The following is a 13,115-nucleotide window of genomic DNA, read 5'->3' as shown; positions in this document are numbered from 1 at the left end:
CCGTTGAGTTTTCCGGTCAGCCTGCGGAGGGCCGCGGGGCGCGCAGGTGGGCCCGCTTCTCCAGCTCTTCCTCGTCGACCATCGTGAGCATCGGCTGGCCCGGCGCGCACATCATGAACACGATGTACTTGGCCGGCGCGTCCGACAGGGCATTGCCGTTCTGGTAATGGATCACGTCACCGCCCGGCTCCCAGAATGTCTCACCGGCCTTGAGCACGCGCTCCGGCTCACCCTCGAGCTCCCACCGAAGCTCGCCCTCGATCACGTAGCCGAAACACGGCCCCGAGTGGCGATGCGGAGGCGTCCCCGGGTCACCGGGGGCCCACTCGACGAGGACGGTCATCCCCGAAGCACCCTCGGGAATGAACGGCGGCTTGACGTCCGCCAGCATCTTGGGTCCGAACCCGTCCGCTGAGTCCATCTCGTGCACTTTGCTACACCTCCATGGGCTTGCCCGGAACGGACGACTGGCGTCGGCCGCCGCCCCCTGGGCCGGTATACCGACCTCTCGTTCATGGTGACTGTGTTCGTCGATTCCAGGCTCACATAACTTAGGGCTCGCAGAGAATCAACATGTTGCCTCCCGTGATTCGGTTCGTTGGCGTGGTATGCGCATCCCCGATGAGATTCGTGTTCAACTCGCGGTGAAGTTTGAGGTGTTGTTCCCTCACCTGGACGAGCGGCAGCAGCGTCTGCTGATGGGAGCCGAGGCCCGTCTCCTGGGCCACGGTGGGATCCGGGCCGTTGCTCGGGCAGCCGACGCCAGCGAGACGACGGTCCGGAAGGGGGTGGATGAGCTGGAGGCGGGAGTAGAGCCGCTGGGGCGGGTCCGCCGGCCCGGTGGCGGCCGGAAGAAGGCCGCTGACCTTGATGCGGGGCTGCGGCCCGCGCTGCTGGCCCTGGTCGAGCCGGACATGCGCGGGGACCCGATGTCGCCGCTGCGGTGGACGACCAAGTCGACCCGGAACCTGGCCGCCGAGCTGACCCGCCAGGGGCACAGGGTCAGCGCCGACACGGTCGGTGACCTGCTGCGGGAGGAGGGCTTCAGCCTGCAGGCCAACTCCAAGACCCTGGAGGGCAAGCAGCACCCGGACCGGGATGCCCAGTTCCACTACATCAACGAGCAGGCCAAGGACCACATCGGCGCCGGGGACCCGGTGGTCAGCGTGGACAGCAAGAAGAAGGAGATGGTCGGCGAGTACAAGAACGCGGGGCGTGAGTGGCAGCCCACGGGCGATCCAGTGAAGGTCAAGACGCATGACTTCCTGGACCGGGAGGGGCCCGGCAAGGCGATCCCGTACGGGATTTACGACATCGCCGGGAACTCCGGCTGGGTCAGTGTCGGCACCGACCACGACACCGCCGCTTTCGCGGTCGCCTCGATCCGCCGCTGGTGGCGCGGGGCCGGACAGGGCGACTACCCTCACGCCCGGCGTCTGCTCATCACCGCCGACGCCGGAGGCTCCAACGGCTACCGCACCCGGGCGTGGAAGACCGAACTTGCCGCCCTGGCCGCCGAGACTGGCCTTGAAATCACCGTCTGTCACCTACCTCCGGGCACGTCGAAGTGGAATCGGATTGAGCACCGGCTGTTCTCCCACATCTCCATGAACTGGCGCGGCAGGCCCCTGACCAGCCATGAAGTCATTCTGCAGTCCATTGCGGCGACCACCACCCGCACCGGACTGACGGTCCGCGCCGAACTCGACACCGGCGCCTACCCCACCGGAGTGAAAGTCGACGACGCCCAGGTCGACGCGCTGGCGATGACCCGCCACCGCTTCCACGGCGACTGGAACTACACGCTCGACGCCCAGCAGCGCGGCCCCACAACCACCGGCACTCCACACGGAGCGGAACCGCGGCAATGGGGTGCCCGCCAGCACGCCCGGCTCACCGACCCGGAACTCACCGGCCTCACCCGCGCACAACTGGACGCCCTGATCAGCAGGTTGGCGCCAATCCAGGCCGCCCAGCGGGAACACCAGCGCCGTCACCGACGCGGCCACGAACGACAGCGGGCCCCCGGGGCGGGCCCCAGGCAGGCGTTCACTGACCCCGACCGGATCCTGGCCACCGTCCTCTATCAGCGCGGCTGCTTCACCCACGCCCTCCTCGGCGCACTCTTCGAGACCAGCTCGCAAACCATCACCCGCACAATCCAGGAGACCCAACCCCTCCTGGACCAGCACGAATACACCGTCCCCCGCTCCACAGCACGATTCACCACCCCCGCAGACGTGGCCGCCTACCTCGACGCCTACGGCACCGAATCCCCGGACAACATCAAACACGCATGTTGATTCTCTGCGAGCCCTTACGACGGGGTGCGCGATTGAGGTCGGGCCGTGTTGGCCTGGCGGGTTGGCTGGTGGTTGATTACCGCATGGCCGCGCGGTCGGAGACCAGGCCGGCGATGGCCTGGTAGGTCTGGTCGAAGTACTCGCGGCGTCCGATCCAGCGTTGCAGGGGCCGCCACTGCTTGTGCTCGGCGTTGGCGTGCTCGACGCAGATCCGCTCGGAGGACTGCTGCTTGCGCGCTTCCTCCCAGGCCGCCAGGTCCTCGGGCGGGGCATCCTTCTTCGGCTTCAGCGGCGGCGCTTGGACCTGGGCGGGGAACTGCTTGGCCAGTCCCCGGTAGCCGGCGTCGACCTTGGCCTTGACCTGGGGGAACCTCTCGAACAGGTCGCAGATGCCCTCGGTCTTCAGCGCGGTCTGGTCGTGCTGGCGGCCGGGCCGGAAGGCACCCGCCCACAGGGTCCGGCCCTTCTCGTCGGTGACGACGGTGGCCTTCTTGGTGTTCTGCCGCATCTTCCCGGAGATGAATGCCCGGCGTCCGGGCTTGTTCGCCCGTGGACGTCGGACCCGGACCTCGGTGGCGTCGATCCGCAGTTCCACTCCGTGGGAGGCGGCGTAGGCGAAGACATCGGCCAGGGTGCGAAGGCGCAGGTCGGGACTTCCAGGGACGGCGAAGCCGCGGGCGGCGAGCAGGGGGCGGATCTCGTGGACCGCGCGGGTGATCGTGGAGCGGTCCACCTCGTAGAACAGGGCGAGGACGGCATGCGGAAGCTGGAAGCGCAGGATGACCAGGGTGGCGACGACCCGGTCGGTGAAGACGAGTTGGTGGTCGGGACCCGCTCCGGCGGCGCGCTGCCGGTCATGGCCCCGGCGTTCACGCAGCTGGGACTCCTGCCCGGCCACCCACGGCCCGGCCAACTCCGCGACCAGCTTGCCCAGGCGACGGCGCGGGATCCCGGTGCAGATACGATGGCTCAAGGCCGTGCGGGCCCCTCTTGACGTCACAATCATGATCGTCCCGCACGGCCGTTCGCATGCTCAGACCGGGGTTTCAGCTACCGCGCACCACGTCGTTACTTCGCAGGGAAGACAAATCAGGACCCGCATCTGTGACACGCCGCGAGGCTTCCGCCTCGCACGGAGAGTCCCGAGACCACCCTGCCGCGTGCCGAGAGCCCGCAGCATCGAGAACGCATCACACCGTGGCAAACCCGGCGTCGAACGCTGTCACAACAGAGTGGTGTCCGCGCTCGTGGTGTAGTGGATCAAGGCTGATGAGCACGTGGATATCTGCCCGGGGCGCACACCCCTGGCCGGTTGCCGCGCCCTGAAGCGCTCCGGGTCTGATGGGGGCACCGGACTCTCCGGAGTTGGGTGAAGCCGAGTTGGACTCCCGCTCCCAGACGCCGAGCTTCAGCCCTCGATGTCGTGCCAGCCATGGCAGTTACAGCTGGACCAAGCATCGGCGCGGGACCCACCCTCGATTCACATGCTGCCGTCTCCGGTTCGTAACAACAGACAGGAGCCAATGGATCTGTGACATGACAGGGACCTGGACTCTATGGAGTGACCATCCATGCCCCTGCTCAGCCCTCCAGGCGTTTCCCACCCGGATTCGTGTGCGTCTGCGACCTGACGGATAGGCAGCTCCCTCGTAGAGCCACAGCGGTCTGGCTCTACGAGGGAGCTGCCCACGCTCTGCCGGGCGAGGAGATCAGAGATTCCGGGGGTCGACCGGTGTCGCGCGTGGCGTACCGTCGATACCCGCTTTGCTCTGCGCGATGACCTCCTGGACATGCTGCTCGATCTGTTGCGAGTCGAGTCCCAGCGCCTTCCCTATGTGGATCGACCACACTTCGGAGCGCAGGTTTGTCTCGAAGTCCAGATCGGCCCGCACGTTTTCCCGCGCCGCCTGGCGGTTCTGGCTGACCATGACGAACGTGGACAGGAAGATCGCCTCCAGGCTGACGATCATGGTGAGCAGCCCGAAGGGATACGGGTCGAAGATCCCTGCCTTCCCGAGCAGGCCCTCGTTCAGTGCGATCCACACCGTGAACCAGACAGTGTGGAGGTAGACAAACAGCATCGTCCCCGCGAACGAGGTGATCGCGTCGGCGACCCGGTCCTGCGAGGTACGCATCCGGGCGAACTGGACCCGCTCGTGAGGAATGTGGACAACGGGTTGTCGAGCGGCGCTCCCGCCAGGGAGCGAGGGGTTGTCGTGACCGTCAAAGTCCCACTTCATGTCGCCCATCCTGCCCGACCGGGCACCTTCACCTACGGTCAGGCTGCCCTAAGGGAACGTTTGATGTAGGTGCAATGCCCTTTATTTCCTCATAAGCTCCGGCTCCTCGCCAGGTGGGCGTGGTCTCGTCCTTATGGGCTTGGCAAGGTTGTTGATCGAGGTGATGTGGATCGCGGCTTCGGGGTTGGCATTGTCGGTCTGGCCGCGTTCACGGTGGTGGACTGCGGGACGCGGCACGGGGTGGTCGATGATGCGGCCGGCCGCCGACTTGGAGATCCTGAACAGCGGACCGAGCTGCCGAAGCGTCAGGTCTGTCCGCCAGTACACGGCCACCAGCAGTACCCGGTCCCCCAGCGGCAGACTCCACGGCCGGCCCCTCCGCACCCGATCCGCACCCTCTTTCCGCAACGCATTGATCAACTTGCTGAAAATCGGCGACTCAAGACCCGGGAAGAGGCCTGTCCAGCACTCTTGTGACGCCGCGATCACACCATGCGCCAGAACTCCCCTTCCAATGGAGCTGGGAGAGCCCGAGCTGCCGCAGAGGGGCGAGCTCCATGTGAGGTCGTGCCACATGCCCCCCGCCGAGTGGTTGAGCAGGTGCTGTGCCGTGCTGGGGGCGGTGTGCTGCGGGGCACCAATCGCAACAAGCGCGGTGCTGAACGTCTCCGCTGCCTCGTCCGGCAGAGCATGATCGTTGAGCAGGGGAAAGCAGCAGCAGGAGGCGGGCGGCCGGGTCCTGGATGCCCTACATGCTGTTCAGCAGGGCGCGCAGCCCGTTGGTGGTGCGGGTGCGGTCGGCGTTCGCGCGGGCGTCCCGGGCGTCGGTCTTGTCTGCGCCGCGGTAGCTGTCGGTGGCTCGGTTGACCGCGATGCCGGGGATGTGACGAGTTCCTGGCCGTGGTTGACCAGGAGGGCGATCAGCAGGCCGCGCTCGCCGCCGGCCATGTCCATCGCCCAGGTGACCTGGGTACCGTCGGTGATGTCCAGGACATCGCCGAGCAGCTGGAGGAGTTTCCGGCTCACCGTTGGCCACCCGCCGCGACGGTACGAAGTGCGCCCACGCGGCGGACGGCCGGTGCGCGGGCGCACTTAGAACTCCTAACAAAGTGAGAGGTTCCTCAGTCGTCGCCAGCAGATGATGCTGCAGGCCAGGCTGAGGAAGGCTTCGTGGATGTCGTCGCGTATCTCCCAGCGGATGCGTAACCGGCGGAACCAGTGGAGGAGTGCGAAGCTCTGCTCGACGACCCACCGGTGGACACCCAACCCTGAGCCGTGTTCGGTGCCGCGGCGGGCGATGACGGGGGTGATCCCGACCGCCCGGACCTGCTTGCGGTACTTGTCGTGGTCGTAGCCCCGGTCGGCGTAGAGCTTCTTCGGACGTCGGCGGGGCCGTCCGCGTCGGCCGCGCACCGGCGGAACAGCCTCGATCAGCGGCATGAGCTGGGTGACGTCGTTGCGGTTGCCGCCGGTCAGCGATGCGGCCAGCGGGATACCGTGCGCTTCGGTGATCAAATGGTGTTTAGAGCCTGTTCGGGCACGGTCGACCGGGCTCGGTCCGGTTTTGGGCCGCCCTTCATGGCCCGCACGTGGGAGCCGTCGATCACCGCCCTCGACCAGTCCAGGGCGCCGGCGGCGTTCAGCTCGGCCAGCAGCGATTCGTGCAGACGCTGCCAGACACCCGCGTCGTTCCAGTCACGCAGACGCCGCCAGCAGGTCATCCCCGAGCCGAAGCCCAGTTCCTGGGGCAGGAACTCCCACGGAATGCCCGTATAGAGCACGAACAGGATGCCCGACAGCACCTTCCGGTCGTCCAGACGCCTGCGCCCCGGGTGATCCACGCGGCGCGGCACCACCGGAAGCAACGGCTCGATCCGCGCCCACAGCTCATCCGACACGATCCACGGCAGCTGCTCAACCCTTCTCATGTGCAGGCTAACGCCCCATCAGACGGCAACATTCCAAGGCAAGTTGCAGTATTCTGTTAGGAGTTCTTACACCTGGCCGCCTGCGGGATGGGCGAACCGGGTCAGCAGATCCGTCAGCCGCTCGGGCTCGCCGGGCCCCAGTTCGGCAACCAGACGCTCCGCCAGTGGCTCCGCCGCCGCATGGGCTGCGTCGAAAAGCTCGAGCCCCTGAGGCGTGATCTCCACCGCCCGCACCCGCCGGTCCCCCGGAACGCTCTTACGTACGGCCAGCCCCTTGCGTTCCAGGTCGTCCACGACCCGCATGATTCCCGCCTTGTCCGACCCCGTCGCCGCCGCCAGGTCCCGCTGTACCGTGGGCCCGCGGTCGACCAACACGATCAGCACGGCGAAATGCCGCAGCTCTATGCCGAGCGGCCGAAGCGCCTCCTCCATCACCCCGGCCGCGCTCCAGTGCGCCTGGCGCAGCAGCAAGCTGAGAGCGAAGGGCGAGGCGCTCCCGGGGGCCCTCGGCCCCACGCGAGGTGATGATTCCGCGAGGAAAATAGAGAGGCCAGGTTTCATGATGGCACATTATCAGCCATCGACTCGTTCGATACGGTATCGTTTGATATTAAAGGTGGTACGTCTACCCCCAAGGCTGCGTACTGTAGACACTCTCTCTGATGCCTGAGGGCGCCACCGCATTCACCCCCTTCGGCCGCTTCACTGGTACGGCATGGTTCGTCTGCTTGGCCGTGGTCCTGCTGGGCCGCCGCTCCCTCGTACCCACATCCGCTCCGCACAGCGCCGCATCGCCGGTACGAGGCCGGGGGCGAGTGTCACCGCACACTCCCTGGACAGCCAGAGGCGGCCACCGGCCGGCACCGGCGCGCATCGCGTGCTGTTCCTTCCGCTCAGTTGTCTCCCGGGCTGAGCGGACGCGGTGCAGGGCCTTGTGGATCTCCCCGCTGGTGCAGCATGAGTTGACGCGGTTCCCGCGTGGCGCGAGTGCACTGGGGCAGGGCAGGACACCGTGTGCAGTCCGATTTGGAGAACTCCACATGGATCGCCTCCTCTCCGAGCTTGGTTCGCCACGATGACCGGTGGATCGATGTCTTTCCGCGGGGGCGGTGCACCACGTGGTCGTTCCAGTCGATCCGGAATCCGTCGATGTCCAAGCCGGCTCGGGCCTGCGCCTGCCGACTGGAGTCATGCCGCATCTGCCGGGTCAGCGCGTCCAACCAGACGAACGCGTAAGGCCCCTGGCCCAGGGGCCGGTTGGGGAACACGGCCACCTGCTCGTCCAGGTGCGGGCCCATCGCCGAGACCTGGCACTTCGACAGCTAGGGCCTGTGGAGCAGGTCGTTTCAGGAGACGGCGCTTGCCCCCGCGACCCAGGCCTGATCCAGCCGACAGGCCTGGGTCACGCCGAGGGACGTGGCGAGCTTCTCCATCCGGCGCGTACTCGCACCGAGCAGGTAGGCAGTCGCGACCACCGAGATGAGAGCCTGCTCGGCCCGGCGGCGCCTCTCCAACAACCAGTGCGGGAAGTAACTCCCGCTGCACGGCCTGGGGATGGCGAGTTCCACGATGCCGACCCTGGTGTCCCACTCGCGCGGGCGGTAGCCGTTGCGGTGATTGACTCTGTTCTCGCTGACCTCCCCGTACTCGGCGTTGCAGAGTGCGTCGGCCTCCGCGGACATGAGTGCGTCGGCAAGCGTCATGACCGTCGCGCGCAGCAGATCGGGGCTCGCCGCGCCTAGGTTGTCCTCCGCGAGGGCGGGCAGGGACAGACTGTCTGGTGCGGTCATCGTGCTGATCTCCTTCGTGGCTCGACATCTCGAAGATCAGCCGGTGGCCGTTCTTGTTTCCGAGCCCTCACCCCAACACCGGGGCGAGCGCCCGGATCAGGCGGCAGCCCCTACACACACTTCGCAGGACGCAGCCGTCAGCGACCCAGATTGTGTCCTGGTGACGACGGACCACTCACGTGCACTACACACGACAGAGCTTGCACGGCTGTTGTGACACTGAGTGGAATAGCGCCATATGGCGCCCCAGCGATGTGGCGCTCGTTACGGGTGGCACGGTCACCCCCAAAGGGATGGCACTGTCTGTGTTACGAGTCTGGGCGGCGAAACCGTCACAGAGGCTGTACGCATTCGGTCTTCACTTCGAGGCAGCGGTATGAGCCTCGAACACACGGACGCTGTCGCCGCCGAGCGTGAGATGTTGGCATACCAACCCACCACCCGGCGGTAAACGATCATTCGCCTGTGCAGGTCGACAACCCCGGAGGTGCAAGACAGTGTCAAGCGACGAGTCAGCGGGCGCGACTCCCGCCCAGGACGAGGTACTCATCGAAGGAGAGAGCCTGGCTGTGCTACTCGTTCCAGATCCGAAGGTCGTCAGAGGGCTGTTGACCCGTTACGCGTCCCTGCAGATCTCGCTCGCCGAAAGCGAGAAGCTGGAATGCGCACGCGAGCTCGAGGACGTCACTTACACGCTGTGCGTCATGATGGGAACCCGGAGCGTGCACGCGGCCATAGCGGCCGCCGACACTCTGCTTGTGGCCGGGACCGGGCGGAGGAGCCGACGCACCAGGCGATAGCACCTGCGGCGCTATCGCCCATGGTGACGCGCCTTTCGCCAAGGCCAGGCCTCCGCGCCGGTTATCGTGACCATCGCCCCTGACTGATGGCACATCAGGCGAGCTCGAATGTCCGGCCGCTTGATTGTGTGCGTGACCTACTCTTCGTCGTGATCGCGGCAGCACCACACAGTGGGACACGACCCGACTGAGCGCAGTCGCCGGAGTCTCTGGTCCGCCACCGGAACAGCCGTGATCACCTCAATGGCACACCCGATGGCAAGTTCGGGACCCGAGACCCTGGCCGCCGCCCACGTCGGCCACGTCATGGGGAAACCAGCAACCCACGATGCAGGCAGCGGAGACTGGCGCTGATCTCCTTCGCCCTCGGCCTGTCCCGCCGGCGCAAGATCGACCGCGATTCACGAAGCGCGCTGGTACGAGCCACACGGGAGGATTCGTGTCGGAGTGGGACGGTGGCAGTTCATTCTGTGCTGTCAGGCAGGTCGGTTTCGGGGTGTTCTTCGTGGAGGGCTGCGAGCACGGTGGCGAGTTTGCCCCGGCTGGTGATGCCCAGGCGTGGGTAGATCCGGTACAGGTGGGCTCCGACGGTGCGGTGGGAGATGAACAGGCGCTGGCCGATCTCCCGGTTGCTCAGCCCCTGTGACGCGAGCTCGGCTATCTGCATTTCCTGGGCCGACAGCTGCTCGCTCGTGTTGGGGTGCCGTCGGCCACTTGACTCGCCGGCGGCACGCAGTTGTTCGCGGGCCATTTCGGCCCAGGGCTGCGCGCCGATCCGGTCGAACTCGTCGCGGGCAAGTCGCAGTGGGTGCCGCGCGTCTACGTTGCGGCGTTGCCTGCGTAGCCAGCGGCCGTGGTGCAGGTGCAGCTGGGCACGCGCCAGTGTCCAGCCGGCCGGTAGTGCGGCGAGTGCCGCGGTATAGCGTTCCTGCGCTGTGTCGTCCGGTGCCAGTACCGCGTCGGTGTATGCGTGTGCGACCACCATCATTTCCGAGGGCAGTCTTCCGGCCAACTCCGGTAGTTCGGCCAGCAGTTCACGGACCTGCCCGGTGTTGCCCGCGGCCACCGCTGCGTCCGCCAGGTACGGTGCGGACAGCCAGCGGCTCACCGAGTGGTAGTGCGGGTCAGCCGGATCGAATGCGCGTGCGAGGAGGTCGTAGGCCTCCACGGGGCGGCCGTCGAAAAGAGCGAGCAGGCCGTCGGTCTGCTGCGCCATCACGGTGGCGAACGGCATACCGGGGAACAGGCTGTGGGCGCGCAGTTCGCGGACTGTTCGTGCCGCGGTCTCGGTCTCGCCGCGCAGCGCCGCCACCAGTCCGGCCGTCGCTTTCAGGCCCAGCCACACGATCCACTCCCCGGTCTCCTCGGCCAGGGCGAGCCCCTCGGCGGACTCCTCGCGCGCCTGGTCGAGCTGCCCGAGGAACACCCTCGGCCAGCTGCCGGCCAGGGACCGGGCGAGCAGCCCGAGCCGCCCCTGCGACCGCCACGCCGCGGAGGCAAGCGCCAGGTACTGGGCGGCGCGGGTGGCATGCCCCATGACCATCGCGCCGCTGCCGAGGAAATGCAGGATCCTGCCGTCCTGGCGGTCCTGGCGGTCCGGGCTGAGGGCCTCGAAGCGCGCGATGACGTCGGCCCCGTGTCGGTACGGTTCGGTGTACGCCCGTACCATCAGAGCGTGAGGGGCGTCCGGATCGGGGTTCCATCGATCCAGTTCGGCTGCGGCCTGAGCGCGTACATGCGTGTCGCCGTCCTGGAAAAAGCATCGTGAGGCGGCACGCCACAGCAGGTCCTCGGCGACATCCGCGCTCCCGGCGTCGAATGCTCCACCCGCCGTGGTGACCATGTCCTGAATCCGCCGGTGCGGCTCGTCCGGTTCGAATGCGGCCTTGTCGGACACCACCATCAGACGCGCCCGCTCCACCCGGCCAAGCACGCCCGGGTCGGCGCGGTCCAGCAGCATCTGGGTGTGGATACGGTCGTTGATCTCGCTGGCCAGCTCGACCGCACGGATCAGGATGCCGGTCCGGCGGCGTGGGTCATGGACGAGCTCGGCCGCCTGGCGCAGAGCCGGGACGGCCGCCGCCACCTTGCCTGCGGCCTGCGACGCGTCGGCGAAACGCTCCAGCCGGGCGGCCAGTTCCTCGTCCGGGCCGAGCGCCGAGGCGGCCAGGTGAATGAGCTGGCGCTCAGGCATGCCGTCCATCACCGCCGCGAGGGCACGGTGGGTAGCCAGCCGGTCGGCGAGCGCGGCGCGGGTGTAGATCGCCGAGCGCATCAGCGGATGGCGGAACTCGGGGGTATAGCCGACCAGGGTGACCAGGCCCGCGTCGACCGCCTCCTGCAGTGTTTCCACACAGACCTCCGAGCCGGAAAGAAGACTCGACACCTCCAGCAGCCGGTTCAGCGGCGCGTTCGGCTCAGCGGCCAGGGCCAGCAGGAACGTGCGGCACTCCCGGCTCGCCGAGTCCGTACGCGCGGCGAACGCGTCCTCCAGCCGCTGAGTCAAGGGCAGATCGTCCACCTGCGCGGACATTCCCTGCACCGCTTTGGGCAGCTCGACCAGGGCCAGCGGATTACCCGCGGCACGCTCCAGGATCGTGGCCCGTACCGGCGCCGGCAGGCCGGGCGCCCCGGCATCGAGCAGTTCCCCGGCCGCATTCCACCCGAGCGGTTCCAGAGCGAGGTCCGGGTGCACACTCGGGCTGGAGGAGTCGGGAGAGCGGACCCGGGAGGCACCTATGACCAGTATGGAGAGGTCACGGGTACGGCGGGCGACGAACCTGAGCACGTCCCGGCTGGACGAGTCGATCCACTGCAGATCATCGACAAGCAGCAGGAGCGGCTGCCGGGCGGCCGAGTCCGCCAACAGTTCGAGAACAGCCAGCGCAACCCGGTATATACCCGGCTCGCTCTCCGTAGCGCCGAACGCGTCACTCAGCGCCTCCCGATGCGGGGCCGGCAGGTTCTCGACACCGCGGACGGCCGGTTGCACCAGCAACTGCAGCGCCGCGAACGGCAGCCACTGCTCGGTCTCCACCCCGGACGTGCTCAGCACCCTGAAACCGCCCTCGGCAGCCTCGGCAGCGACCGCACGCAGCAAAGCCGACTTGCCGACACCAGCAGAACCGTGGACATGCAGCGCCCCACCATGCCCGGCCGCCGCATCCGCCAGCAGCCCCCGCAAGGCTCGCAACTCCCCATCCCGGCCGATCATCGGACGTCTGCACGCGCCAGCTTCTGTGGCATCTCCGTCAGCCGCGCCCCAACACGCACGCCCCACACCCCGACCGTAGGCGCGACCGGGGCAGGCGACGAAGAGACGGCCCCCACCGCCGTCCAGCCGCACCCACCAGCGCCGCTCCCGTCACCGCTGACCAGCGTGACGACAGAACGCTCAGGCATGGCCGGACGCTCGACCATCGGCACAGTAGACATCGAGCTCAGCATGTGAAGCTTTCCTCAGGCAACGGTCACTAGGGACCACATGTTACCGGTCCCCGGATCGTGGCCCCGATGGGGAGGACGGAAGCACGGAAGCACGGACGGGGTGGATGCCCGCCGACGTCCGGGAAAGACGAAAGACCTCGACTGCCGCTCGTGCCGTGACTCGGTACGACAGGTGAGGACCCGCGATCGGTCGCTGTGCTGGGGACATGCCAAGGCGGTCAGACCCTGTCCCCTCAGGACCCGCTACCAGTGGGTCCAGGCAACCTGCTGGTCAGAAGGGCCCCGGCGACCAGCACCAGGCCTGGGCCACCGGTCCACCCTTCGGCCGATTCGCGACGCTGTCGGCTGGCGGTCAGGTCCATCCGATCGGGATGAACGTTCCGACGCCCGGAAGCTGTAGTCCGGCCCGGATCACGCGTGAATGGCAGAGCCCCCGGTCGCCGATGGCAGTTCGGACCTGCGACGAGTGTCCCTGCGAACTCCAGGTCTCCGCCCTCGAAACCCTGTGTCGGCGACGCGTGATCGCGCTCGCTCGCCCGTCGGGTTGGCTGCGGCCGTCCAGTCCTCCGCTTCAGCACACACCAGGTTCCCCGCACCGTACAGGCGC

8 protein-coding genes and 3 pseudogenes are annotated in these 13,115 nt (G+C 67.5%); 2 read left to right on the top strand and 9 right to left on the bottom strand.

All coding sequences use genetic code 11. The features are described 5' to 3' along the window. Window positions 1–16: 16 nt before the first annotated feature. Window positions 17–421 carry a cupin domain-containing protein gene (locus OG819_RS34275; RefSeq protein WP_266419099.1) on the bottom strand — a complete coding sequence of 135 codons (405 nt, stop codon included), beginning with the start codon at window positions 419–421 and terminating at the stop codon, window positions 17–19. Between the two features lie 187 nt (window positions 422–608). Here OG819_RS34275 and OG819_RS34270 point away from each other — a divergent pair, with 187 nt between their 5' ends. Next, a complete protein-coding gene (locus OG819_RS34270) occupies window positions 609–2,303 on the top strand; it encodes an ISAzo13 family transposase (RefSeq protein ID WP_266652478.1) in 1,695 nt (564 codons plus the stop codon). A 76-nt stretch (window positions 2,304–2,379) separates the two neighbouring features. Here the strand turns inward: OG819_RS34270 and OG819_RS34265 are convergent, their stop codons facing one another. The 7 genes and pseudogenes from OG819_RS34265 to OG819_RS34235 form a co-directional block, all read right to left on the bottom strand. Beyond that, the gene (locus OG819_RS34265; protein ID WP_266647792.1) at window positions 2,380–3,309 is read right to left on the bottom strand and encodes a transposase; all 930 of its coding nucleotides are present in this window, start codon (window positions 3,307–3,309) and stop codon (window positions 2,380–2,382) included. Between the two features lie 703 nt (window positions 3,310–4,012). Beyond that, a complete protein-coding gene (locus OG819_RS34260; protein WP_323139381.1) occupies window positions 4,013–4,543 on the bottom strand; it encodes a DUF1003 domain-containing protein in 531 nt (176 codons plus the stop codon). Between the two features lie 204 nt (window positions 4,544–4,747). Next, a pseudogene (locus OG819_RS34255) lies at window positions 4,748–5,032 on the bottom strand (transposase family protein); the annotation flags it as partial. A 298-nt stretch (window positions 5,033–5,330) separates the two neighbouring features. Continuing rightward, window positions 5,331–5,594 (bottom strand): annotated as a pseudogene (locus OG819_RS34250) (transposase); the annotation flags it as partial. Between the two features lie 50 nt (window positions 5,595–5,644). Beyond that, window positions 5,645–6,471 (bottom strand): IS5 family transposase gene (locus OG819_RS34245; RefSeq protein ID WP_266633851.1). Its coding sequence is split into 2 segments (ribosomal slippage): window positions 5,645–6,111 and window positions 6,111–6,471, totalling 828 coding nucleotides; the frame shifts between segments, so codons are not numbered across the junction. Window positions 6,472–6,537: 66 nt separating this feature from the next. Next, window positions 6,538–6,942: a MarR family winged helix-turn-helix transcriptional regulator gene (locus OG819_RS34240; protein WP_266638460.1), complete on the bottom strand. Its 405-nt coding sequence runs from the start codon at window positions 6,940–6,942 to the stop codon at window positions 6,538–6,540. A gap of 422 nt (window positions 6,943–7,364) precedes the next feature. After that, window positions 7,365–8,261, bottom strand: a pseudogene (locus OG819_RS34235) (transposase). Between the two features lie 497 nt (window positions 8,262–8,758). On the opposite strand from OG819_RS34235, the gene OG819_RS34230 reads away from it, so the two are divergent. After that, a complete protein-coding gene (locus OG819_RS34230) occupies window positions 8,759–9,061 on the top strand; it encodes a DUF5133 domain-containing protein (RefSeq protein ID WP_323139380.1) in 303 nt (100 codons plus the stop codon). A gap of 463 nt (window positions 9,062–9,524) precedes the next feature. Here the strand turns inward: OG819_RS34230 and OG819_RS34225 are convergent, their stop codons facing one another. After that, window positions 9,525–12,275, bottom strand: coding sequence for an AAA family ATPase (locus tag OG819_RS34225; protein ID WP_266652476.1), 2,751 nt, complete (start codon window positions 12,273–12,275; stop codon window positions 9,525–9,527). Window positions 12,276–13,115 lie beyond the last annotated feature (840 nt).

It is taken from the genome of Streptomyces sp. NBC_01549 (genome assembly GCF_026339955.1).
GTDB lineage: Bacteria > Actinomycetota > Actinomycetes > Streptomycetales > Streptomycetaceae > Streptomyces.
The sequence above is the reverse complement of the archived record's forward strand: the minus strand, read 5'-3'. Positions and strand labels throughout refer to the sequence as shown.